Annotated in this window: 29 protein-coding genes; 11 read left to right on the top strand and 18 right to left on the bottom strand. The window is 70.7% G+C overall.

What is annotated here, in order from left to right; genetic code table 11:
• Nucleotides 1-68: 68 nt before the first annotated feature.
• Both AB0D29_RS36055 and AB0D29_RS36050 read right to left on the bottom strand, forming a co-directional pair.
• Nucleotides 69-863: an SDR family oxidoreductase gene (locus AB0D29_RS36055; protein ID WP_051774845.1), complete on the bottom strand. Its 795-nt coding sequence runs from the start codon at nucleotides 861-863 to the stop codon at nucleotides 69-71.
• 43 nt (nucleotides 864-906) lie between these two features.
• Nucleotides 907-1,128: a hypothetical protein gene (locus tag AB0D29_RS36050; protein WP_362860079.1), complete on the bottom strand. Its 222-nt coding sequence runs from the start codon at nucleotides 1,126-1,128 to the stop codon at nucleotides 907-909.
• A gap of 109 nt (nucleotides 1,129-1,237) precedes the next feature.
• Here AB0D29_RS36050 and AB0D29_RS36045 point away from each other — a divergent pair, with 109 nt between their 5' ends.
• Complete coding sequence (locus AB0D29_RS36045) at nucleotides 1,238-1,963, top strand: peptidylprolyl isomerase (protein WP_362860078.1); 726 nt, start codon at nucleotides 1,238-1,240, stop codon at nucleotides 1,961-1,963.
• Nucleotides 1,964-2,723: 760 nt separating this feature from the next.
• Here AB0D29_RS36045 and AB0D29_RS36040 read toward each other — a convergent pair.
• Nucleotides 2,724-2,930, bottom strand: coding sequence for a cold shock domain-containing protein (locus tag AB0D29_RS36040; RefSeq protein ID WP_362860077.1), 207 nt, complete (start codon nucleotides 2,928-2,930; stop codon nucleotides 2,724-2,726).
• Nucleotides 2,931-3,218: 288 nt separating this feature from the next.
• Here AB0D29_RS36040 and AB0D29_RS36035 point away from each other — a divergent pair, with 288 nt between their 5' ends.
• Entirely contained in the window at nucleotides 3,219-3,503 is a 285-nt protein-coding gene (locus AB0D29_RS36035) for a hypothetical protein (RefSeq protein ID WP_362860075.1), read from the top strand.
• A gap of 270 nt (nucleotides 3,504-3,773) precedes the next feature.
• Here the strand turns inward: AB0D29_RS36035 and AB0D29_RS36030 are convergent, their stop codons facing one another.
• Complete coding sequence (locus tag AB0D29_RS36030; RefSeq protein WP_362860073.1) at nucleotides 3,774-4,124, bottom strand: hypothetical protein; 351 nt, start codon at nucleotides 4,122-4,124, stop codon at nucleotides 3,774-3,776.
• 579 nt (nucleotides 4,125-4,703) lie between these two features.
• Between AB0D29_RS36030 and AB0D29_RS36025 the strand changes: the two genes are divergently transcribed.
• The 3 genes from AB0D29_RS36025 (at nucleotide 4,704) to AB0D29_RS36015 (ending at nucleotide 6,345) form a co-directional block, all read left to right on the top strand.
• Nucleotides 4,704-5,012 (top strand): hypothetical protein, encoded by a 309-nt coding sequence (locus AB0D29_RS36025; RefSeq protein WP_362860071.1) that lies wholly within the window; start codon nucleotides 4,704-4,706, stop codon nucleotides 5,010-5,012.
• A gap of 383 nt (nucleotides 5,013-5,395) precedes the next feature.
• Nucleotides 5,396-5,713 (top strand): chitin binding peritrophin-A domain-containing protein, encoded by a 318-nt coding sequence (locus tag AB0D29_RS36020; protein WP_362860069.1) that lies wholly within the window; start codon nucleotides 5,396-5,398, stop codon nucleotides 5,711-5,713.
• Nucleotides 5,714-5,844: 131 nt separating this feature from the next.
• Nucleotides 5,845-6,345 (top strand): hypothetical protein, encoded by a 501-nt coding sequence (locus AB0D29_RS36015; RefSeq protein ID WP_362860067.1) that lies wholly within the window; start codon nucleotides 5,845-5,847, stop codon nucleotides 6,343-6,345.
• A gap of 99 nt (nucleotides 6,346-6,444) precedes the next feature.
• Here the strand turns inward: AB0D29_RS36015 and AB0D29_RS36010 are convergent, their stop codons facing one another.
• From AB0D29_RS36010 to AB0D29_RS35985, 6 genes are all read right to left on the bottom strand, one after another.
• Complete coding sequence (locus AB0D29_RS36010) at nucleotides 6,445-6,711, bottom strand: hypothetical protein (RefSeq protein ID WP_362860065.1); 267 nt, start codon at nucleotides 6,709-6,711, stop codon at nucleotides 6,445-6,447.
• Between the two features lie 381 nt (nucleotides 6,712-7,092).
• Entirely contained in the window at nucleotides 7,093-7,533 is a 441-nt protein-coding gene (locus tag AB0D29_RS36005) for a hypothetical protein (protein WP_030731263.1), read from the bottom strand.
• Between the two features lie 308 nt (nucleotides 7,534-7,841).
• Nucleotides 7,842-8,174 (bottom strand): hypothetical protein, encoded by a 333-nt coding sequence (locus AB0D29_RS36000; protein WP_362860063.1) that lies wholly within the window; start codon nucleotides 8,172-8,174, stop codon nucleotides 7,842-7,844.
• Between the two features lie 53 nt (nucleotides 8,175-8,227).
• A complete protein-coding gene (locus tag AB0D29_RS35995) occupies nucleotides 8,228-8,461 on the bottom strand; it encodes a hypothetical protein (protein WP_362860061.1) in 234 nt (77 codons plus the stop codon).
• Between the two features lie 86 nt (nucleotides 8,462-8,547).
• A complete protein-coding gene (locus AB0D29_RS35990; RefSeq protein ID WP_362860059.1) occupies nucleotides 8,548-8,874 on the bottom strand; it encodes a hypothetical protein in 327 nt (108 codons plus the stop codon).
• Nucleotides 8,875-10,989: 2,115 nt separating this feature from the next.
• Nucleotides 10,990-11,937, bottom strand: coding sequence for an NmrA/HSCARG family protein (locus AB0D29_RS35985; RefSeq protein WP_362860058.1), 948 nt, complete (start codon nucleotides 11,935-11,937; stop codon nucleotides 10,990-10,992).
• Between the two features lie 480 nt (nucleotides 11,938-12,417).
• On the opposite strand from AB0D29_RS35985, the gene AB0D29_RS35980 reads away from it, so the two are divergent.
• A complete protein-coding gene (locus AB0D29_RS35980) occupies nucleotides 12,418-12,774 on the top strand; it encodes a hypothetical protein (protein WP_362860057.1) in 357 nt (118 codons plus the stop codon).
• 25 nt (nucleotides 12,775-12,799) lie between these two features.
• Here the strand turns inward: AB0D29_RS35980 and AB0D29_RS35975 are convergent, their stop codons facing one another.
• Together AB0D29_RS35975 and AB0D29_RS35970 are read right to left on the bottom strand one after the other, a co-directional pair.
• Nucleotides 12,800-12,955, bottom strand: a complete 156-nt coding sequence (locus AB0D29_RS35975) for a hypothetical protein (RefSeq protein WP_362860055.1) — start codon at nucleotides 12,953-12,955, stop codon at nucleotides 12,800-12,802.
• Between the two features lie 48 nt (nucleotides 12,956-13,003).
• Entirely contained in the window at nucleotides 13,004-13,129 is a 126-nt protein-coding gene (locus AB0D29_RS35970; protein ID WP_362860054.1) for a hypothetical protein, read from the bottom strand.
• A gap of 875 nt (nucleotides 13,130-14,004) precedes the next feature.
• Between AB0D29_RS35970 and AB0D29_RS35965 the strand changes: the two genes are divergently transcribed.
• Together AB0D29_RS35965 and AB0D29_RS35960 are read left to right on the top strand one after the other, a co-directional pair.
• Entirely contained in the window at nucleotides 14,005-14,643 is a 639-nt protein-coding gene (locus AB0D29_RS35965; protein WP_362860053.1) for an ATP-dependent Clp protease proteolytic subunit, read from the top strand.
• Nucleotide 14,644: 1 nt separating this feature from the next.
• Nucleotides 14,645-15,247 carry an ATP-dependent Clp protease proteolytic subunit gene (locus AB0D29_RS35960; protein WP_362860052.1) on the top strand — a complete coding sequence of 201 codons (603 nt, stop codon included), beginning with the start codon at nucleotides 14,645-14,647 and terminating at the stop codon, nucleotides 15,245-15,247.
• 80 nt (nucleotides 15,248-15,327) lie between these two features.
• On the opposite strand, the gene AB0D29_RS35955 is transcribed toward AB0D29_RS35960, so the two are convergent.
• Nucleotides 15,328-15,777, bottom strand: coding sequence for a helix-turn-helix transcriptional regulator (locus AB0D29_RS35955; RefSeq protein WP_362860051.1), 450 nt, complete (start codon nucleotides 15,775-15,777; stop codon nucleotides 15,328-15,330).
• A gap of 327 nt (nucleotides 15,778-16,104) precedes the next feature.
• On the bottom strand, nucleotides 16,105-16,362 hold the full coding sequence (locus AB0D29_RS35950; RefSeq protein WP_362860050.1) for a hypothetical protein: 258 nt from the start codon (nucleotides 16,360-16,362) through the stop codon (nucleotides 16,105-16,107).
• 235 nt (nucleotides 16,363-16,597) lie between these two features.
• Between AB0D29_RS35950 and AB0D29_RS35945 the strand changes: the two genes are divergently transcribed.
• On the top strand, nucleotides 16,598-17,866 hold the full coding sequence (locus AB0D29_RS35945; RefSeq protein ID WP_362860049.1) for a hypothetical protein: 1,269 nt from the start codon (nucleotides 16,598-16,600) through the stop codon (nucleotides 17,864-17,866).
• A 103-nt stretch (nucleotides 17,867-17,969) separates the two neighbouring features.
• Here AB0D29_RS35945 and AB0D29_RS35940 read toward each other — a convergent pair whose 3' ends face one another.
• The 4 genes from AB0D29_RS35940 to AB0D29_RS35925 are packed head-to-tail and all read right to left on the bottom strand — an operon-like array spanning nucleotide 17,970 to nucleotide 20,048.
• The gene (locus AB0D29_RS35940; RefSeq protein ID WP_362860047.1) at nucleotides 17,970-18,479 is read right to left on the bottom strand and encodes an N-acetyltransferase family protein; all 510 of its coding nucleotides are present in this window, start codon (nucleotides 18,477-18,479) and stop codon (nucleotides 17,970-17,972) included.
• Complete coding sequence (locus AB0D29_RS35935; protein ID WP_362860046.1) at nucleotides 18,476-18,895, bottom strand: arsenate reductase ArsC; 420 nt, start codon at nucleotides 18,893-18,895, stop codon at nucleotides 18,476-18,478. The genes AB0D29_RS35940 and AB0D29_RS35935 overlap by 4 nt, the downstream gene beginning before the upstream one ends.
• On the bottom strand, nucleotides 18,892-19,668 hold the full coding sequence (locus AB0D29_RS35930) for an MIP/aquaporin family protein (protein WP_362860044.1): 777 nt from the start codon (nucleotides 19,666-19,668) through the stop codon (nucleotides 18,892-18,894). The genes AB0D29_RS35935 and AB0D29_RS35930 overlap by 4 nt, the downstream gene beginning before the upstream one ends.
• Nucleotides 19,665-20,048, bottom strand: a complete 384-nt coding sequence (locus AB0D29_RS35925) for a metalloregulator ArsR/SmtB family transcription factor (RefSeq protein ID WP_362860043.1) — start codon at nucleotides 20,046-20,048, stop codon at nucleotides 19,665-19,667. Before AB0D29_RS35925 ends, AB0D29_RS35930 begins: the two co-directional genes overlap by 4 nt.
• A gap of 87 nt (nucleotides 20,049-20,135) precedes the next feature.
• Here AB0D29_RS35925 and AB0D29_RS35920 point away from each other — a divergent pair, with 87 nt between their 5' ends.
• Both AB0D29_RS35920 and AB0D29_RS35915 read left to right on the top strand, forming a co-directional pair.
• Complete coding sequence (locus tag AB0D29_RS35920) at nucleotides 20,136-20,639, top strand: ArsI/CadI family heavy metal resistance metalloenzyme (protein ID WP_362860042.1); 504 nt, start codon at nucleotides 20,136-20,138, stop codon at nucleotides 20,637-20,639.
• A gap of 240 nt (nucleotides 20,640-20,879) precedes the next feature.
• The gene (locus AB0D29_RS35915; RefSeq protein WP_362860041.1) at nucleotides 20,880-22,199 is read left to right on the top strand and encodes an acyltransferase; all 1,320 of its coding nucleotides are present in this window, start codon (nucleotides 20,880-20,882) and stop codon (nucleotides 22,197-22,199) included.
• Nucleotides 22,200-22,322 lie beyond the last annotated feature (123 nt).

Here is a 22,322-nt window from a genome sequence, read left to right as displayed (position 1 = left end):
CGACGATTGTGGCTGGTCGTGACGGGTGGTTGCCTGGCCCTGTCGGGGCCAGGCAACCACGTCTGCCGTCAGGAGGCGGGGATCGCGGTCGCCAGGCCCCCGTCGACGGCGATGTCCTGCGCGGTGATGTACGAGGACCGCGGGGAGAGGAGGAAGGCGACGGTCTCGGCGATGTCCTGGGCCTGGCCGAGCCGCCGCAGCGGCACCTGGGAGCGGATGGCATCGTGCGAGGCAGGGTCCGGGTTGGCGGCATCGAACATCTCGGTGACGATGTAGCCCGGGCTGATCGAGTTGACCCGGATAGCCCGCTCGGCGAGATCGCTGCCCAGCGTGCGGGCCAGATTGTGGACGGCGGCCTTGGTAGCCGCGTACACGGGTGCGACGGCCAGGCCCCGGTGCAGTGTCCACGAGGCGTTGATCACGATGGAACCGCCTCCCGCCGCGTCGAGCAGCGGCAGAACCTTCTGGACCGTGAAGAACACCCCCTTGAAGTTGACGTCGACGCTGAGATCGAAGTCCTGCTCCGTGACCTCGCCACTGCGCTGGAACACTCCGACCCCGGCATTGGCGAACACCCCGTCAAGACGTCCGTGGCGTTCACGGATCAGGGCAGCCAAGCGGTCGAGATCGGTGAGGCTGGCGGAGTCGGCCCGGACCGTGAACAGCCGGGCACCCTGGTCGGAGACCTTGGCCAGCTGTTCGGCCGCGCGGTCGAGGCGGGCATCGTCGCGGCCGGTGATGACAATATGGGCGCCGGCTTCCAGGAGCAGACGCGCGGTGGCCAGGCCCATCCCGCTGGTTCCGCCGGTGATCAGGACGACACGGTTGCGGAAGCCGGTCACATCACTGTTGTTGTCGGTCATGACCACAGCCTCGCCACCAGCTTCCAGGCCAACCAGGCCCAGATCAACCTGGGTCTCCCAGGACCTCCCGCAGGGAGCCTCCATCACACCGCCTCCCGAGCGCGGTGGCCACCGCTTCCGCCGACATACCGTCGTCGCGCAGCGCGGCCAACGGCGCGTCCGCGACGGGGGCGGTCAGCTGCCCGGTCATCTCGGCCAGGAGCGAGGGCCAGGCCGCCGGGGCGCTGCCGGGCGGCCGGCCACGAGGTCCGACCGCCGCGGTCATGGACCGGCGCCCCTCGCCGGCCTCCTGTCGTTGGCCATTCCCGCCGACCGCACCACGTTCTAGACTGCGACCGCTCCAAAACCTGGCGATCATCAGGAGGGCGCGCAAGATGAACCGAGCACTGATCAGCGCATTTGCGGCCGTGGCGTTAGTCGTGTCCGGGGGGAGTGTCGCCACCGCTGCCGACGGCGCTCCGCCGCGCACCACGCACGGCCCTTGCCAGTACGTACAGACCCCGGACGAGCCGCCCGCGCGTCATGTTCCGCTGCCGCCTGATCCGCGGCGCACCCCTAGCCGTGGCACGGTTGACATGGCTGTTCCGACCAGCCAGGGTCCGCTCCCGTTGCGTTTGGACCGGGCCAAGGCGCCGTGCACGGTCCAGAGTTTCCTGCACCTGGCACGGCATGGGTTCTACGACAGGACGGTGTGCCACCGTCTGACGGCGTATCCGACGCTGAAGGTCCTGCAGTGCGGCGACCCGACCGGTACCGGTGAGGGAGGTCCCGGGTACAAGTACAAGGACGAGCTGCCGGTGGATCTGCCACCCGCACCGACCGATCCGACCGGCGCGCGCCGCCTGTACGGGCGCGGCCTGCTGGCGATGGCCAACGCCGGTCCGGACACGAACGGTTCACAGTTCTTCGTCGTCTACGGCGACTCCGCGCTGCGACCGAACTACACGGTGTTCGGCACGGTCGGCTCCGACGGCCTGGCAACACTCGACAAAGTCGCCGCCGGAGGAATCGAGCCGACCGTGGAGGACCCGGCACCGGTCGACGGCACACCCGTGCTGCGGACCGAGCTGCTCCGCGTCCGGCCGTCCTGCTGGCATTGATTCCCCGCGGCCCGCGGCCCGTGCCGAAGCCGCGGCCGCGGCCGCTGCGGTGGCGTTTGGTCGGCGGGGTGGGCCAGGAACGGACCCTGGAAGCGGGCAAGGCCAGGACTGCGCGGTCCCGAACGCGAGATACCGGCTGAAGGCCTCGTGGCTGTCGGGGGTGAAGTGCCACTCCAGCAGAGCCGACTGCAGCTCCGGCTCGGTCAGCAGGACGGTGCGCAGCTGACGGACGTGCAGTTCAAGGCAGTGAAGGCCCTGGTGGAGGAGTCGGAGGTGATGGAGCCTCGAGTACGGCGAGTGCGGGTGTGAGGACCCGGCCGAGCTGGAGTGGGGTGTGGAGCCGCGGGTTTGTTTCGAACGCTTACTGCCCGGCGCGGTTCGATGCGCGGTGGGGGTGGGGCTCGGAGGTGACTCGGTATCGTGATCTTGCAGGGTGGGGCTAGGGCGGGGGTACCGGTGGCCAGTACAGCCTGACCGGGTGCAGCAGGCCGAGGTGCGGCTGGAGGCCGCGCGCGGGCAGCTGGCGACCGCGCAGGCCCTGTGCGTCTCCTCGCGGCGCTACGGCGGAGAGACCGTGATGCGCGAGGCTTTGGAGCGGCTGCACACCGCGCACGCCGTCGTTGCGGCCGCGGCTGCAGACCACGCCGCGGAGGAAGCGGTGCGCGCGGAGGAGGAGTCCGTGCCGGACGCTCCGGTCGCCGTGACAACGACGACCGGGGCGAGCGACCGATACTGCTTGGTTGTTCAGGTGTCTGCGCACTCAGCGCGGGGTTACGTTCGTCGCCTGCACGCCGTGCGGGCCCCCTTGCTCGACCTCGTACTCGACCTCCTGGCCCGCGTCCAGGGACCTGAGCCCGTCGGAGTTGATGGCCGAGTAGTGGACGTAGATGTCCTTGCCGGAGCTGTCGCTGATCAGCCCCTGGCCCTTCTCCGTGTCGAACGGCTTCACGGTCCCAATCGCAGGCATGGTGGCTCTCTTTCAACTCGCGCCGGCCGTCTGACCGGTCGCGAGTGGGCCCTACCCATGAGGCCGGAACCTGAGTTCCCCCGGACGAGTGGTTCTGCCGGACCGGCCGAGCCCGTCCCGCCGGCCCGCCCCGACCGACGACTGTCGCGTCGCCGCCCCGGGGTCGGCCCCGACCGCCCTGGCTCGCCCCTCATTCCCGAGGGGGATCAAAACCGAGAAGTTATATAAGTTAAGGGGTGGGGGCGCGGGCCTGATGCGGTCCGCGCACGAGACGAAAGCGACGCCCGCATGACCCCCGCACCCCGCCGGATCCCCAAGGTCTATCCCGCCAGTACCGGCCGGCCCACGGACCGGAAACTCACCGACGAAAAGGTCGTCCGCACAGTGAACGTGTCAGGGACCGTGTGGGACGCGGGCAAGAAACGCGCCGGTCAGGACGAGGTCTCGATCTCCCACGCCGTCGGCCTGTTCCTCGAGGCCTACACCGCCGGCCTCCTCGACCTCGACGCCATCACCGTGCAGCTCGACGCCCTCGCCGCCGGCGAGGACCCCGCAGCCGTCCCCGGCGCGTAGGCGAAGGTCGACGTCCTCTCGCCTTTCGCCCCGCGCCCGGACCGGAGCAGTGCGGACGACGTCCCCGAACGTATTCGACGCCGAGGGCGGGTCCTGACCCGCTCACACCCGTACGCCCCGCCCGGAAATCCGGACGGGGCGTTTGTCGTTCATGAGGGGGCCGTTGTAGGGCCGCGGGTCAGGAGCACCAAGGCGAGTCGGCCTCGTGGAACGACGGAACAGCCGTTTGCGTTAAGCGCCCTTGGGATCCCGAAGAGCTTACGCCGCGCCTCACACGACCACGAAGAGAGTGAGCCGATATTGGATATTCGAATCGAAGGCCACAGCTCCCCTTACACGGCAGCTGGGTACTGAGTCGTTGACATCGAAAGCGATGTTGGCGACTGACAGAGTGGCGATCCCCATGTGTGGGACCAATCCCCCATCTTTGAGCTTCATTTCGGTGATGTGCGCCAGGATCACACTATCTTTGTTGGCGCCGGGAACGTCGACCCAGTGGGTGAAGTGTCCGTGACCGTTGAAGTCGTAACGGACGACGTTGAAAAGCCAACCCCTGGCTTCAATGAAATCAGGTTCGATTCGCTCGCCCGTAGAGACTACGGTCTCGTCTTGGACTGCCATCTGTAGCTCCTCAGTCTGATAGCGAAAGGACTGTCACCCCTTTAGCGTCCTCTCCCTTGGCAGCACAGGCAAAGAATGGCCGCAAGTGACGAGTTGAATGAGAATAGTTGACGGATTGACAGTTGACGTATCGACAAATGAAACTGAAATTAACACAGTTAATGGCTTGTCTGCCGGCGGCGTGCGACGACTCGGTACGCCGGGCCGCAGCCGACGGACACCTGCCCACCGACGGCGCCGACCTGATGACCCAGATCCTCACCGAGCGCAACGACGACCGGGCCCTGGTCGTCATCGGCGCGGCACTCACATCGGTCCACCCCAACGCAGAACCGCCACTGTCGCTCACGCCCCTGACACGAAACCGAGAGAGCGCAGCCGCGACCGGCTCGACCAGGCGCAGCGCGCCGCACTCTAAGTGCCTGTTTCTGAACCCTCGGACTCTGCGGGGCGGTAGCCGTGCAAGCTGGCCGGGATTGGACTATGCCCCCTAAGCGAAGCCCCCGAGGATGGCCGAAAGTCTTCGAGCGGGGGGAACTGATGAGGCGTCCGACGACTGCTGTGGCCGCGGTTGGTCTGTTGCTGGCTCTGACGGCCTGCCAGTCGGGGGCGGCGCCCGGCAAGGTCCAGGGCACCGACGCCGAGTTGGCCTGTGCGGCCGTGAGCCGACTGCCGGAACGGATGCCGGGCACCGACGGCGGGCAGGCCTTCGACATCGTGGTGGCGCGCCTCGTCGGCGCCGAGGAACTGGCCAGGGCGGCTGCCCTGGCGGACGCCAAGTTCCAGCCCCTCGCCGATGCCCTGAGGGAGGCGCAGCAGCTGCTCAACGTGACCTCCGACCCCCAGCAGGCTGAACCCGCAGTCAAGAAGGCCCGGACGTACTGCTGAGTGCCCATTTCTGAGCCCTCGGACTCTGCGGGGTCGGTAGCCTGGTACCAGGTGAGTCGAGAGCCAAGTTGCTGCTGGGCAACTTGAGAACGATCAAGGCTGAGTCGGTCCACCGACCGCGTTCGCCGACCTCCGGGTGAAGGTCTCCCCGAAGACCGCCCCGTGCGTCCCACACACCCCAGCAGTTCCGTTCGGCGAACGCTTCCGCAAACTTCGGATTCCGGGTAATGGCTGGTTGATCTGCGCTCTGGGGTTCAGAAACAGGCGCTCATGGACGGCGGATACCCCGCCCGGCAGGGCAGACCTGCGCCGCAGTCGCCCCGTGTCCACCCAGGAGGCTCTTCGTTGACCGAGTGATCGTTTCCCCGACGACGGAGACCCCCATGAGCCCGCTCATCTCCCGCATCGCCACCTGTACCGCGCTGGTACTCGGCGCCGTCCTCGCCCCCGCCGTGGCACAGACCGCACTCGCCGCGCCCACCGCGCAGGCCACCGCCTGCACCGAAGAGGGCTACTTCCCCCACGAAAGCGACTTCACGAAGTTCTACCGGTGCTACGAGGCGGGCGACAGCCTGCACCGCGCCGACTTCGACTGCCCGCCCGGCACCGTCTACGACACCGACCTCCCCCCAGGCAACTGCAACCACTCCTGGGCCCTCAACCCCTCCAACCCCGCCTACCAGTCCCCCAACAACGACTGACCCCCAAAACAGCGGAGGGCGGCAGGCAGACGATGCCGCGCCGCCCTCCCCCGGTCCAACGGGACACCGGCCGCCCCGCGGCACGCCACCGCGCTCAGCTCTGACCGGAACCCGCGTGAACTGGGTGAACGGTGGACTGGCAGCGCCACTACGCCTATTTCGCCGAGCTCGTCGGCGAAGGCACCCCCCCGGCCGCGATCGTGCCGGGGGATGACCCGACACGGCGAGGACGTCGGCCGGTGGCCGGCCACCCAACGGCGGGGCTGGGACCGGCAGAACGAGGAGCAGCAGCGTCGGCTCGCCACGCTCGGCGTGAAGAAGACCTCACGGGCCCGCAAGGCCCCGGCGATGACGACTGCGGCGTATCCGGGCTGCGGGCCGGCGGCGAAGCCTTCGAGAAAGGCCTCCACGCCCTCCAGCAGTACACCGCACGGGAGGGCGTCCTGCCGGGGCGGGCCGGTGTGCAGGAGATGCCCGATGGGGAGATTCGCTGCGTCGGGGTTCGGCTGGCCCATCAGAAGCAGCGCCGCGACCGGCTCGACCCCGACCAGCCGCCGGCACTCGTCGAACTCGGCGTGTACTGGGCGCAATGGAAGGCTGGTGTTCCTCGCGCTGGCGCTACCGGAGCATGACCGGCCAGCCTGCCCCCATCAGCGTGGCCAGGCCGTCATCACCACAGCGACCACCCCCTCCCTCCTGCAACCGGTACGCCGGGCGCAGGCCGGACTCGGCTACCAGGGCGGCAGCGGCAGCCCCGCCGCGCGCCTCGGCTCCAGGAAGTCCGTGCGGAAGATCTCCAGGGAGGCCCTGAGCAGCGGAATGCCCACCTTCGCGCCGAGGTGGACCAGCGTGGCCGTCTTCTCATCCATCCGGAACTCCAACAAGAGGGCGCCTCGCCCGGCAGCAGTCACCTCCACCACTTCCAGAGCGTCGAAGTCGTCGCTCCCGAGCACTGTGAGGGCGGCGTACTCCCGGCCCTCCACGGAGAAAAACCTCATGCCCGTCCCCCCAACCGTGGCCGAACTCCGTCGGTGCCTCGTCCCCCGGGGATCGTACGGCCTGCTCACCGCCTGCATCCCGCGCCCCTGACAGGGGCGGCCTGCTGCCGTGGTGGTGGAGCGGGAGCGGGCCGCGGCCGGGGAGGCCCACAGCCGGGACGAGGGCGCGGGCGGCGCGGACGGCGGCGGCGTCAGGCAGTGGAGGGGCGCATCCACGAGGCTGCCCACCAGGGCCGTACCCGAGGCCTCCTTCCATGAGGTGTCGGCCGTCAGAGCCCACGATCGGTGGCCTCCCCCGCGCCAGCGGCGCGGGGGGACGGCAGGCGCGGCGGCGGTCAGAGGACCACCATCTCTACGCGAGTGTGTGCGGGTGATCCCCGATCAGCGGCGGCCGGTGGCCAGGATGACGAGGAACTGGCCGCCGCCCGCCTGGATGTCGGCGGTCACCGGCATCCCCGGTACCAGTCGGGAGAACCGGTCCACCAGCCAATCCGCCGTTTCTTGGGCGTCCTTCCTGGTCGGACAGCGGCCCACCATCTCGCGGCCGCCCTTGCGCTCCAGCCTCTCGGCAACGGCGATCAGCGGTGCGGGTTCGACCACGTACAGGCGCTCCGGCCAGGCGATGACCACCTTGACCGCACCCTTGCGGGTGTTGCACCCGCGGTGCGCGAGCCGCTCGGCCACCTTGGCCTTCCGGTCGGCGGTCCGGCTGTCGACACTGGGCCCCCGCGGGTCGTTCACCGACTCGTCGGGGTCGACCGGTTCGTCACACACCCAGCACCGCCAGCCGTCGCGCTCGGCCACATCATCAAGGAGACTCATCCGAGCAAAGTAGCCTGCCCGGCCGCCACCCGCGCACCAGGGCCCTGGCGAGGTCTCAGCACGGGCCGGCCCCCGCTGACCGCTCACCCGGCAGCAGCCGCAGCCGGCCTCCCTTGTACGGAAACGGGGGCGGGCGGCTAGCGGCTCTGCCTCGCCGGGGCGGGGTAGCGCGCCGCTTGCGGATTTCGAGCCCGAGGAACGTGGCTCCCGAGGCGAGGGTCGCGAGGAACGACACCAACATGGCCAGTGGCAGCAAGACGCTGGCGGGTTCCCCAGGCCCAGCGACAGCGCCGCCGTACCCATGGGTGTCAGTCGCGGCCGCGGGTGCCGGCGGCGAGCATGCCCGCCGCCGCGACGATTCCCAGCCCCCACGCGACGGCCGTACCCACGCCGCCCAGGATCACCGGCGTCCCCGCCAGCCAGCCGTACAGCACGGGCGCGTACAGCAGCGGGAGGGCGCTCGGCACTGGCATCACCACGGCGAACACCTCGGTGAAGCCGAACGGTTGGGTGCGGCCGCCGGGGAGGGAAAGGGCCTGCTTCACCGAATGGTGCATGCGGGCCGACGCCCCCAACGCCATCACCGCGATCCCCACGGGATACCACCAGCCCTCGGCCAGCAACGCCGCCAGATAGTCCATCCCCGCATTCTGCCGGGTGCCCGCCGCCAAGCCACTCCTCGATCGGCGTCCGGTCACGGGCGCGGGTAGCCATGGCCCGGGGGCGGGTACTGGCGGCCCGGGAGTTCGGCCACCTTGTGGAGGACGATCCGCTCGAACTCCGACCGCTCCCCCGACAGCCCGTCGTCGGCTGACTCGTCGATCGCCTTCAGCAGGCGCATCGACCGCTCCTGGCCGGCCTCGCCTTCGCCCGCTCCGAGCCGGCGGGGCGCGGCGACGGGCCGGGCGCCGGTGGAGCGGGGTCCCAACGCCTCCTCCGACACGGCCGCGGCCAGGGCCGGCGTGCCGGGAGCCGCGGCAGCGGGAGCGGGGGGGCGGGGCGGCTACTCGCCCGTTAGCCCACCGCGCTCGAGGAGGCATCGATGACCCCGCGCGTCCAGTTCTCCTGCGCGTGCTGGGGGCTCGGCTGCGTGTAGGTTCCGGCTCCGCCGCAGTAGGCCCAGCAGTAACCGCGGTGCTTGGCTCCGCGTCTGTCGTGCGGGCCGCCGGGCCGGGTGGGGTCCGTGTACGAGAGTGTGCCGGCGGAGTGGTGCTCGGCGAGGGCGGTGGGAGCCGTTTCGGGCTTGGTGGCAGCTACGGCCGAGGTAGCGCAGAGGCCGCCGACCGCTACCGCAGCCACGGCGGTGAGGGAGACCAGGTAACGGGTGAGACGGGCGGTCATGGCAACGACCCTCCATGTCGGGAATGGCAGCTCCGGCTGGTCACGGGCCGCCGTCGGTTCCTCCATTACCTCCGACCGGACCCACGGAGGCACGACACGGAATGTCGGGGCTTGACACCCACCGCCACCCCCGAGATCGCAGGGCGCTATCGGCCGTGCCCCGCAGTCATGGAGGGCGCGGTCTGTTCTTGCCGGTGAGCGGGAACCGCAGCCGTGGCCGGGGCCGGCGCACCCGGGGGCCACGGCCGGGATGGCAGAGCGGGAGCGGGCAGCTGTCGGGGAGACCCTGGGCCGGGCCGCGGCCGGCGCGCCGGGCGGGGTGGTCAGGCAGGCGAGGGCCGCGTCCATGAGGCGTCCGACCAGGGCCGTGCCGGTGGCCTCCTGCCAGGAGGTGCCGGCGCTCAGCCGGTTCAGGTGCCGGGCGACGGCGTGGGTGCCGTCGCTCTCCACGAGCTGCTGCATGCGGACGGCCAGCAGCGGCCACTGGCGCGAGCCGATCAACAGGCCCGCTTCCCGCTCCGGCAGGACCTCCCGCACCATCGACAGCATCCGCGAATGCGCAGCCGGCTCCACCTTCAACTACTTCAGGGTTCGCATCCGCACCCGCAGCACAGCAACAGGCGCGCCGGGGGCCGGGGCCGGCCCGGCGGCAGGCGCCGCAGGTGCGGGCGCAACCAGGGTGGGCCCGGCGGCGGAAGCGGGACCGGGAACCGGGGCGGGACCGGGGCGGGGCCAGGGACCCGTCGGGTGGACGTGGCCCACGGGTCGTCAGCCGGCACCCGGGCACCGGCCGCTCGTGCAGCAGCCGGAGCGGCAACGGCGGACACCGCCGGGGCCGGGGCGGGTGCCGTGGTCGCCGCCGGGACCGCGGCAGCGACCGCGCGTGCGGGCGGGAGGCCGCGGCGAGGCGCAACTGCCAGCTGCGCACCACCTCGTCCAACGGGTGAGGCTGAAGGAGTCGCGGGCGTCCTCCAGGGCCTTGGCCCAGTCCCGCTCGAACGCCGGCACCCACATCTCCGCGCGGCGATCGACGCGCAGCAGGGCGCGGAATCCGGCCGCAGCGCCCGGCGCGGGTGGGTACGGCGGGACGGGTACGTGGTCGGCGGGCCCGGCGCTCACGGGCCCCTCCAAGCAGGTCGTACCGCCACGGTACGCGCGCCGGGTCGCCGTGGAAGCGGGCATGGGCAGATCCCCGCCTACCGGGTCGGGGCGAGAACGAGGGCACGCTGACGACGCTGGTGGTGGTCGGCGGAAGCCTGACGGCCGCTCCGGCCGTCAGATCCTTCCAGCCGTGCCCGCAAGACAGAGGCCGATGACCGCGACCACAGCGGCGACAACCCCCCAGGACGCCAGGCTGGTGTGCCTGCCCCGCGCGGCAGCCCGCCCGCGCGGCTTCCGCCGTCCGCCCCCGCTCCCACGCGGCGCAGCCGTCGGGGTGACGGCGGTCTCGGACAGCAGGCGGCGGCAGACCGCGGCCAGCTCCCCACTCCCAGCGCACAGGCGCGCCACCGCCTCCGCGCGAGCGGGGGCCGTCGTACCACCGTCGAGGATCCGCCCGGCCCGCACGAGCACCTCGTCCCGCCCGCCGCCAGGAGCCAGGCTGATCCAGCGCTGGACATGCTCCCCACGTATCACGACACCGCCCGCGTGGTCCCGGTAGACGGTGTGCTCCCGCCAGAGAAGTCCCGCCAACTCCGATGCGGTCTCCCTCAGTTGCCCACTCATCCCGGTACGCCCCCCACTGCTTGCCTTGATCGAACAAACAGCGGATCCTAACGGCCCCCACCGACAGCGGCGTCGGCAGGGCGGGCGCACAACTGAAACCCCGCGGCCACACTCACCGAGCGGGCCGACACCGAGCGGGCGAGATCGGGCCAGAGCGGCTCAAGCCAGGACTCCACCGACGGGGCCATGGGCCGGCCCGCCGGCACCAGGTCGTGCGGGGCCGCGGTCTCTGGTTCGGCATCGTGGTGGACGGCAAGGACCCGCGGTTGAAGACCAGCCACTCCTCCCGGTATCTGGCATCCGGGGGCTACTGGTTCAACGACGAGTGCGCCGACGGACAGGGCAGGAGGGCCCCAACGGCCGCTTGGACACCTGATGGTGCACGCGGCCTCAGCTCCAGTCGAACCTGTCCCGGTGTCCGGCCAGCCAGGTCGCGAAGTCCTGGAGGGCCGGGTTGAGGGCGCGGACGGCGTCCAGGTCGCGGGCTCCGGTGAAGCGGGTCTCGCAGTCGGCGTAGAACTGGAACATGTTGCCGACCTCGTCGGCTCCGGGGAACCCGAGGTCGCGGTAGGCGTCCGGGGTCAGCGGGCGGTAACGCACGGGCCGGCCGAGCGACTCGGCGAGCGCGGCGGCCATGTCGGCGACGGGCAGGTGTTCGCCCGCGATGCTGAGGGTCGCGGCGATGAGATCGGTGCCGCGCTTGAAGATGGCGGCCGCGGTCTTGCCGATGTCCTCCACCCCGATGCCTGACAGCCGGTGCTCGCCCATGGGGAAGATCAGCTCGTACGCGCCGTCCTCGGCGCGCTGCGGGGCGAACGTGCCCAACAGGTTCTCCCAGTAGAAGGTGGTGCGCAGGAAGGTGGTCGGTACGCCGGCGTCCATGAAGTAGTGGTCGGCCTCCGCCTTGCCGTCGAAGTGCGGGACGTTGTACGAGCCCTGCAGCGTGGGCATCCGGTCGTCGTCGAGCGGGATGCAGTCGCGGGCGTCCTCAAGGGTGGACCAGATGGCGTGCTGGACCCCCGCGTGCCCGGCCGCCTGGGCCAGTGCCGCCGCCTGGGCCTTCTCGTGTGCGGCGTTCATGTCCTCCCAGAAGTTGGTCACCAGGTAGGCCCCGTACGCCCCTTCGAAGGCCGGAGCCAGGCTCGCCTCGTCGTCCATGTCGGCCCGGACCACCTCGGCCCCGAGCCGCTCCAGCTCCCGGGCCCGGTCCGAGTCCGGATCGCGTGTGACCGCGCGCACCGAGAAGCCGCTGTCCGGGTCCTCGAGGAGCGCCCGTGCGACCGACCCGCCCTGCTGCCCGGTAGCGCCGAACACCGTCACGGTCCGCTTCTCGGCCATCGCCGCCACCCACTCCCGCACACTGCGCCTCGCACCCACTCGCTCGGGCGCATGTCGCTACGGAACCTACGGCGACGGGCGGAGCCCGACCGGCAGGTACACGCCGACCCCGCCCGTATGGACGTACGCAGGGTCGGGAGGGCTACTACCTGGTGACCCGGATGTTCGTCCTCAACGTGCCGGCCGCCCCGTGGGCAGGGATCCGCGCGCTCCAGGACGCGGCTGCGTTGTCCGCCCCGGCGGCCACGTCGTGGTCACTGCCCACCTGCCACGAGATTGCGCAGCACGAGAACACGCGGCTTGACAGGTGACGACCGGCCTGACGGCGAGGCCATTTCCACCAGCCCGACCAGCCGATATACGAGCAAAGTCCGGACATCGCGGATGTCAAGCCGCGACATCACGGGGCATGACGCGAGGCGTTCCGGCCGGATTCCCTGGGCGCGGGAGAAACAACCGCACGCAGGAGAAGGGAATCCGATGTATATCGCGACCACCATTGCCGCCGCTTTCACTGCGGCCTGTTCCAGCAGCGCCTACATCCGCTACGCCTCGACCGTGAACCCGGATCAACACATTCCCCCGGTGTTCCTCCGCCTCGCGAACGTGCCGTTCTGGGTCGACCTGTTCTGCTCCTCTGCGTGGTGGGCGAGCGCGATGCTGCTCGCCTACACGCTGCCGCTGTGGTTGGGCCTGACCATCTACTTCGCGGCGGCGGTGATGCCCTGGGAGATCATGCGCCGGCGCCACAACCGTCGCCTCGATCCGGCTCTGGCTGCGGATGCGTCGAGGTCGACGGCGAGAACGGCATCCATGAAGGACTGCGGCGGCCGGTAGCCGTGGGCGGTGACGTAATGCGTGATCAGAACGGGGCGGCATAGGCGATGCCGGACCCGCCCGGAATCCGTACCTCTCCGTTCCCTTCCGGAGCCTCGTCCTCGGGAGACAGGTCGCACTCGTGGCCGCCGAGGCTGACGTTCGTCCACTGGACTTCCTGAACAGCCTTCAGCTTCTCCACGAACGCTCTGGGGATGGTCCCCGTCGAGTACGGCTCGCCGGCTTCCAGTCAACCGATGTTCAGACGGGTGTACGCCGGGCGGTACCAGAGCGTGTAGAAGCCCGACTCCCTGTCCGTGAACGCGTCCTCGTCCTCGTCCTGGTGGTCGTACTCGCTGAGATCTTCGCAGAACACCCGCAAGCCGCCGGGCCCGCGGACCGCGCCCGGAACTGAACCTGATCCAGACACGGAACAGGCCCTGGCACTGTCGACACCTCGTTGGCGTAGGTCTCTGGACAGGTGAAACGGTGTGACGGCTCCGGCCGTGCGACACGCGCGCCGATGGCCATTCCAGCCAAGAATTCAGCTGGGCATTGACCGGCCAGTTGTTGGTGAATACCGTCCGAGGCCACTGTCTAGATTGGGGGATCCATGCGAAGGCTCGTGGCAGGATTAGGAGTTGTGGCGGCCTCCCTGGTGGGCGTGGTAGCCATGCCTGCGACCGCGGAGGCCGTCCCGCAGAACTGCATACTCGGAGTCGCCGGCGGCAATTCATACGGGTACCTGCGCTGCACCAGCGGAACAGGGCAGTACGCGGTGTGGGTCGCCTGTACTTATCCGAGCTCCTGGATAACCAACATCTACAGCGGCTGGGTGGGCATCGGAGCCACTGCCACGGCGTGGTGTCCGAGTGGTTCGCGAGTGACTGAGATCGGATACTTCCACAAGTAATCCCACAGGATCTTCGAGGGGACTTGCCCTCGGCTTGTGAAGGGCCCGGACACCAACCTTGTGATGCCGTTGGTCAATCCGGGCTCGGCTGCCTCGCCCTGTCGCCATGCGGCGGGCGAAGCAGACCCGCCATCCGGCCGGTGGGGACTGCGATGTGGGACACCGGGCAGGGCAGCCTTCGACTCCGGCGTGGGTAAGGGGCTGATCAGGTTCGACTACCAGTGCCGTGACGTCGTGTCCGCCCGTGGCGGATCTGCCGGGGGCAGAGGAACGGCGTCCTGGGGGTTCCCGGGGTCAAGAGTGGAGTCGACGGCATCCCGCCTCGACAAGGAGAAGAGATGACTCCCCTCACCATGCTCGCGCCCCGCGCGGAGGAGGGCGACACACTGCCCGGCCACTTCGACGACCACCTCGCGGCAAGGCTGCTCGACCAGCGGATCGTCCTCCTCGGCACCCAGGTCGACGAGGTGTCGGCCAACCGGGTGTGCGCGCAGCTGCTGCTGCTGTCGGCGCAGGACCCGCGCTCCGACATCAGCCTGTACGTCAACAGCCCCGGCGGGTCGGTCACCGCGGGTCTCGCCATCTACGACACGATGCGGCTCATCCCGAACGACGTCTCGACGCTGGCGATGGGCTTCGCCGCCAGCATGGGCCAGTTCCTGCTCACCGTGGGGACGCCCGGCAAGCGGTTCGCGCTGCCGAACGCGCGGATCATGATGCACCAGCCCTCGGCGGGCATCGGCGGTACCGCCGCGGACGTCGAGATCCAGGCGGAGAACCTCCGGTTCACCAAGAAGGCCGTGGAGCGGATCACCGCCCGGCACACCGGGCAGAGCGAGGAGACGATCGCGCGGGACGGCGACCGGGACCGCTGGTTCACGGCCGAACAGGCCAGGGAGTACGGGATGGTGGACCGGGTGGTGGAGTCGCTCGCCGACATCCGCCCGGCCACGCCGCGCCGACGGACGGGGCTGTGACATGGGGTCGTACACGGTTCCCTACGTGATCGAGCGGACCGCGCAGGGCGAGCGGTCCTACGACGTCTTCAGCCGGCTGCTGAACGAGCGGATCATCTTCCTCGGCACCGAGATCGACGACGGGGTCGCCAACGTGGTCATCGCGCAGCTCCTTCACCTGGAGTCGGCGAGCCCGGAGCAGGAGATCTCGATCTATCTCAACTCGCCCGGCGGATCGTTCACTTCGCTGATGGCGATCTACGACACGATGACGTTCGTGCAGGCGCCGATCTCCACCTTCTGCGTCGGTCAGGCGGCGTCGACGGCGGCGGTGCTGCTGGCGGGCGGAGATCCCGGGCGACGGTTCGTACTCCGGCACGCGCGGGTGCTGCTCGGCCAGCCGGCCAGCGGCGGCCGGCAGGGGACCGTCTCCGACCTCAGCCTCGCGGCCAAGGAGATGGTCCGCATCCGCTCGCAGGTGGAGGAGGTCCTGTCCCGGCACACGCACCACGACGTGGCGGCGCTGCGCGCGGACATGGACCGGGAGAAGGTGTTCACCGCCGAGGAGGCCGTGGCCTACGGGCTCGCCGACGAGGTGCTCAGCCGACGGTTCGCGTTCGTCTGAGCCCGCGCGGCCGTGGCCGAGGGCCGGCGAGCCGGCCGGTACGGCGGGGCCGCGCCCCGTCGTACCGGCCGTCGGCCCGGTCAGGCGGCGAGGCAGAGGCCGTCGTACTGCGACGTGGGCGACGTGGGCGACGTGGGCGACGTGCGGCCCCGGACCAGCCGGCTCCGGGCGTGCCGGGCCAGCTCGTCACCGGCGAGCAGGAGCAGGTCGGCGAGGCCGAGCCCGAGGGCCTGGGCGGCGGCCGCGAGTACCTCGGAGGATGCCTCCTTGCGTCCGCGCTCCACCTCCGACAGGTACGGCATCGAGATCCGGGCCGCCTCCGAGACGTCCTTCAGCGTGCGTTCCTGGGCGAGCCGCTCGCGCCGCAGCACGTCGCCGACGAGGTCACGCCACAGCGGCTCCCTCGGCGCGCGCGGCTGTGGACCCCCCACGGGTCGCCGCGGGGCTCCGGCCGCCCCGCCGGAACCAGGCGACGGGGCCTGCGGGCGCAGGGAGATGACGCGGGACTCGTTCGGCGCATGAGTGCTCACCCCCTCACCCTAGGGATCCGGGGCGCGGGGGGAAGGGGGTGGCCTTCTGCCCTGGGTGAAGCCGCGCCGGTGCCTGGGGCGACCGGCACCCGCAGCCGGCCCGCCGCCTGCCCCTCGTCGAAGACCTCACGCACCGAACGCGCCGTGAACCCGGACGATGTTCAGTCGTTCGGCTGTTTCGACGGGGTAGGCCCGGGCATGCGGCGGCGCGGGGCGCCGGTGGTGGCGATCCGCGCTGTTTCTGCTGGTGAGCTGCGGACTTCGTGCCGTGCGCTCGAGGGTGGGGGCGCCGCGTGCAGCGCTCCCTCGGCTTCGTGCCGGGTGTCGTCAACGGCGCCGCAGGAGTACGGCGATGAGGACGGCCGCCAGCGGGGCGGCGACGGCCGCGACGGCCATGACCGGCTTGGCCAGATTCGGGTGCGCGGCGACCACGTACCCGACACCGCCCAGGAACAGGACGACGACAAAGGCCAGGAGCAGCAGGACAAGCGGGTCTGGACCCGGGCCTCCCGCGGGCGGCCGCTGAGCCGGGGCCTCGGGCTCGGGCTGGGTCTGGGGCTGGGGCTGCGGGGTGTTGGCGGGCATAGGGGTCCCTCCCGTGAGGGCCCGCGGGCGGTCCGCGGGCGGCGGCTCGCGGTCGGATCCGCGGCCTGGTTTCAGCCTCAGGGGGGCGGTGATCTTGCGGGAGAGGGAACGGATGTTACATCGCGATCGGCAAGGATCCGGCCGCCTCCGCGAGGCGTTCCAGGGGTGTCACGGCCTGCGTGACAATCGGGCAATCGCGCTGGTGGACAGCGCATTTCCGGAGGAAGGGCAGGCGATGGGCGCACCCGAGGGGACGGACGCGTACACGTACGCGACCGCGCTGCGAAAGGCGTTGGACGGCTACCTCGCCGGGGGCGGAACCCAGGCGGCGATCGCCAAAGCCCTGAGCACATCCACGGCCAGCGTCTCGCGGTACCTGAGCGGGGAACGGATCGCCCCGCGCGAGAAGCTGCATGCCCTCAAGGCCTACCTCGAGGCACAGTCCCTCCCCTTCCCCGACGGGGTCTGGGCCGAGCTGGACGAGCTGTGCGGCAAGGCGCACCTCGCCAGCGGGGCCGCCGCCGTCCAGCGCGACCATCTCAAGGAAGAGCTGGCCCGCGCGTGCGCCGAGCACCAGCGAGCCCAGTGGAGCGCCAAGCAGCAACTGCACGGCCTGGAACAGCGGGCGGACCGCCTCACCGAAGACCTCAGGCAGGCTCTGGCCCGCGCGCAGAGCGCGGAGCGCACACGCCGGATCCTCCAGGAGCGTGTCACGGTGCAGGACCGGAGCCTGCGCAAGGCCGGGGACTACATCCGCAGCATCGAGGGCGAACTCGCACAGCAGAAGGAGCAGACCGGCCCGCTCCTGACGGAAGTCGGCGTCCTGCGCGAGCAGAACCGCCGGCTCGTCGAGGAGAAGCCCGCCGTTGCCGCCCCGGCAACGCAGCTCAGCCACCCGGCCACACCGCAGTACGTCTACGTCACGCTTCCGCCCAGCCCCACCCTCGAAACGGCGGCGGCGACCGCGGAACCCGTCGAAGCGGCGAGCCCTCCGCAGTGGGTCACCCCGCAGGAACGGCCGGACGCCGGGCCGGCGGAGCCGTACGGGACGGCTCCCCTCCCCCAACAAGATCAATGCGACTACGAGCCGTACGGCTACGGCTACTGGACCCCGGACCAGCCCACCTACGACGCACTGTTCGCGGGCACGCAGCCCGCTCCGCACGGCTACCAGGAAGACGCGACCACGGGCACCTACCGCCCACACGATGCGTACGGCTACGCATACGAAGCCTGGGCGGCTGCCCCCTACGACACAGGTGCCTATGGGGCGTGGGGTCTTGAGCAGTGGGCTGCCGGCCCTCTCCCCGCCACGGTGGACGGCGAACCGTCCCTGCACACCCCGGCCGCCCCGCCCGCGCCTCTGCCTCACAGGGAAGACGAGGAGGCGCGGCAGCCGGACCGGGCCGCCCGGCCGGACCGCACGGCTCCCCCGCACGGCAGGGCGGGAGCGCTGCCGACCCTCGCACTTCTCGCCGTTCTCCTCGGCGCCCGCCTCGCGTGAGCTACGGCGCCCGGCCGGCAACAGGCTCGCCGGCGCGGCGGGCAGTCACGTGCGTCTCAGGGCGCGGGGGCGGTCTGCGGTTCCTACTGGTCCTGCGGTCCCTTCAGGTGAGGTCGGGGCTGCGGCGTTCGACGAGGACGACGTCGCGCCACGTGCCGTGGTGGCGGCCGATGCGTTCGCGGGTGCCGACGACGCGGAACCCGGCGCGCTGGTGCAGCGTGAGGCTGGCGGTGTTCTCCGGGAAGATGCCGGACTGCACCGTCCAAATGCCTGCGGTATCGGTGGAGGCGAGCAGGGCGGTCAGCAGGGCCAGGCCCGTGCCGTGGCCGCGGGCGTCGGGGTGGACGTAGACGGAGTGCTCGACGACGCCGGCGTAGGCGCATCGGTCGGAGACCGGCACCACGGCGGCCCATCCGAGGACCCGGTCCTCCTCGTCGAGGGCGACCAGGCGGTGGGGAGACAGTTTGGCGGCGTCGAATGCTTCCCAGGTCGGGGCGGTGGTCTCGAAGGTGGCGTTGCCCTCGTCGATGCCCAGCTGGTAGATCGCCAGGACCTGTTCGGCGTGCTCCGGCCGCATGGGCGCGATGCGGGCCGCGGCCCCGGAGGCCGTCATGCCGTGGGCTCGATGCCGAGGTCGGCGAGCAGGCCGCGGATGCGGCGTTCGATCTCGTCGCGGATCGGCCGGATCGCCGCGGTGCCCTGGCCGGCTGGGTCTTCGAGCTGCCAGTCCAGGTAGCGCTTGCCGGGGAAGTACGGGCAGGCGTCGCCGCAGCCCATGGTGATCACCACGTCCGAGGACTGCACCGCCTCGGTGGTGAGGACCTTGGGGACCTCGACGGAGATGTCGATGCCTGCTTCCCGCATGGCCTCGACCACGGCCGGGTTCACCGTGTCGGCGGGGGCGGATCCGGCGGAGCGGACCTGGACGCGGTCGCCACCGAGACGGGTGAGGAAGGCGGCGGCCATCTGGGAGCGGCCGGCGTTGTGCACGCAGACGAACAGCACGGACGGGGTGGCGGAGGTGCTCATCGGGCGAGGGCGCTTTCTTCGGCGGACGGTGAGGGAGTGGTGGGCGGCTGCCCGCCGGCGGGGGCAATGACCTCGTCGTCGGCTGCGGCAACCGGACGGCCGAAGCAGACGGCGACCAGGCCGAGACCTGCGGCGGCGCCGGCCAGCTGGGCGGCGAGGAAGGGCAGCACGGAGCTGGGGGCGATGCCGGCGAAGGTGTCGGTGAAGGCCCGGCCGATGGTGACGGCCGGGTTCGCGAAGGACGTGGAGGAGGTGAACCAGTACGCCGCCCCGATGTAGGAGGCGACCAGCAGAGGCGCGAGGTGCGCGCGGCGGGCGCGGGCCAGGCCGAAGATGAGCCAGACCAGCCCGGCGGTGGCCACGACCTCGCCCAGCCACAGGTGCCCGGCGGCGCGGTCGTGGGTGGAGAAGTCGACCAGCGGCTTGCCGAACATGGCGTCGGCCAGCACCGCGCCCGTGATCGCCCCGGCGACCTGAGCGGGGACATACGCGGCGACCTCGCGCAGGGCAGGGCCGTCGCCGGTGCGGCGCCCGGTGAACCAGGCGGCGAGGCTGACCGCCGGGTTGAAGTGCGCCCCGGATACCGGGCCGAGCAGGGCGATCAGCACACCGAGCCCGAAGACGGTGGCGAGGGAGTTGGCCAGCAGCTGCGTTCCGACGTCGCGGGTCAGTTCGGTGGCCTGGATCCCGGAGCCGACCACCACCGCGACCAGCGCCGCCGTCCCCAGCCCCTCAACCGCCGCCCGCCGCAGCAGCGGGGCGGGCGCGCTCACACGCCGGCCTTCGCGGACGCAGCCGGGATCTGGAGGAGAGCGGACAACTTCGCCAACGCCTCGGGGAGCACCCAGTAGTACACCCAGGTCCCCCGCCGCTCGGAGCCGACCAGCCCAGCCTCGCGCAGCACCTTCAGGTGGTGGGAGATCGTCGGCTGGGAGACGTCGAACGGGCCGATGAGGTCGCACACGCACGCCTCGCCTCCCTCGTGCGAGGCGATCAGGGACAGCAGTCGCAGCCGGATCGGGTCCGACAGCGCCTTGAACATCCGCGACAGGTCGGCCGCGGCCTCCTCGCCCAGCGGCTCGCGGACCATCGGCGCGCAGCACGCCGCTTCATCGTCCTGTCCGAGCACCGGCAGACCAGCTTGTTTCGACATTCTTCAATATTGACAGGTGTCGATCCCGGTGGCAAGGTCGACTGCATCGACGAATGTCGATACAAGCAGTCCCGATGGGAGACCGCCATGTCCCGTGTCCAGCTCGCCCTGCGCGTCGCCGACCTCGAAGCCTCGATTGCGTTCTACTCCAAGCTGTTCGGCGCCGAGCCGGCCAAGCGCCGCGAGGGTTACGCCAACTTCGCCGTCTCCGAGCCCCCGCTCAAGCTCGTCCTCATCGAGGGCGAAGCCGGCGAGGACACCCGCCTGGACCACCTCGGCGTCGAGGTCGCCTCCACCGAGGACGTCACCGCGGCCACCGTCCGGCTCACGGACGCGGGCCTGGCGACCTTCGAGGAGAACGACACGTCCTGCTGCTACGCCCTCCAGGACAAGGTCTGGGTCACCGGACCCGGCAAGGAGCCCTGGGAGGTGTACGTCGTCAAGGCCGACGCCGACACCCTCGGCAAGAGCGCCGACAGCGCCCCGGATGCGTGCTGCGGTACCGCCGGCGAGCAGGCAGCCGGCCTGGCGCAGGCTCCGGCCGAGGCGAACACGGCCGCAGGATGCGTCTGCGGCAGCCTGCCCGGGTAGTGGGGCGATCGCGGTCGATGTCGACCTGCTTGCCGACACCGCGCTGACGCGCCCGCTCTCCACCTGTCGAGGGCGTGCGCGTCGCGATCCACGGATGCTCCGGGCCAGCAGCGGTGAGGTGTTCAGCGACCTGCCGGGCGGTATCCGGGCGCAGCGGCACCGTGCGGCCGATCGCATCCGAACAGCGGCCGGGCACGTTGTTCGCCTGTGCGGCGGGTTTCGCCATCCGTGGGAGGCAGGATGCCGGGGCGTGCGCGTCGGCACGGCAGTAGCCGGATCAAGATCGGCTGTGGGCTAGCGTGCGCAGCACTTCCGCCCGGGAGGACCCGTGGCGCCCGCACATGGGTCGGTGATCGCAGCAGTTGCCCGCAGCCCGCCACTGTCCCGGCAGCGTACGCCCGCTACAGGAGGGTCGGATCCATGGTCACGTTGCGCACGCCCGCCGTTCCCGATGACTCTTCCGCGGCGCCACCCTCCTTACATCAGGCGGGCAGTCCCCGAAGCCGTCGGCTCCACTCGCTGGACGGGCTGCGTCTGTTGGCCGCGCTCATGGTCACCGCGTTCCACTTCTGCGCGTTCGACAACTGGTCCTCCCACCGATGGGGAGTCGCCACCGCTCAGGTCTTCCCGGTCTTCCAGCCGATCGCCTCGTACGGCTGGCTCGGCGTCGAACTCTTCTTCCTGATCAGCGGATTCGTGATCTGCATGTCGTGCTGGGGGCGGAGCGCCGCGCACTTCGCGGTGGGCCGGCTGATCCGGCTCTACCCCGCCTACTGGTTCGCGGTCGTGTTCACCGCGACGGTCATGTTCTGCACCAGGCACGGGAACAGCGGATTCACCACGCGCCGGATCCTGATCAACCTGACGATGCTCCAACAACCGCTGGGTGTGCGCAACATCGACCCCACCTACTGGACGCTCTGGGCCGAGCTGCGCTTCTACCTGCTGTTCGCCCTCGTCACCGCTGTCGGCCTCACCCACCGCCGGGTCCTCGGGTTCTGCGCGGCATGGCTCCTTGCGTCGGCGGCCGCCCCGTACCTCGGAAACGCCCTGCTGACCTCCCTGGCCATGCCGAGCGCCACGCCCTTCTTCGCCGGGGGGATCCTGCTGTACCTGATGCACCGCGCCGGCCCGACCCCGGCCGTCTGTCTGCTGCTGGCCGCATCGTGGCTGCTGGCCCAGGACCAGCTGCACCTGCTGGTACCCAAGGCCGAGGTCTCGGTCGGCAACCAGTTGTCCTGGCCCGTCTCCCTCACCGTGGTGACCGCCTTCTACCTGATCCTGATGAGCCTGGCACTGAAGGAACCCGCGTTCCTCGACCGGCGGTGGCTCGCCACCGCGGGCTCCCTCACCTTCCCCCTCTACCTCCTGCACGAAAAGCCCGGCTGGGAAGCCATCCGCCTGATCCACCCCTTGATGCCCCCCTGGGCCCTACTGGCCGTCCTCATGGCGACGTTGCTCACGATCTCCTGGCTGGTGCACCACTACGTCGAACAGCCGGCCGCCAGAACCCTCCGGAAGGCATCGGGTGCCTATGGCCGGCCTCGGCCCAGGGGTTGACCGAAGCCGCGGGGGCGCTCCACGACGCCTAGGGCGTTTCTTAGCGATCATCTCGCGGCCCAGATGTGGATGGCCGCGAGGTGGAGGGCTGCCTGGTAGGAGGTGGCGGTCTTGTCGTAGCGA

It is taken from the genome of Streptomyces sp. NPDC048424, from assembly GCF_040651555.1.
Taxonomy (GTDB): domain Bacteria; phylum Actinomycetota; class Actinomycetes; order Streptomycetales; family Streptomycetaceae; genus Streptomyces.
Note: the sequence above shows the minus strand (reverse complement) of the source record. Positions and strands in the feature narration are given on the sequence as shown.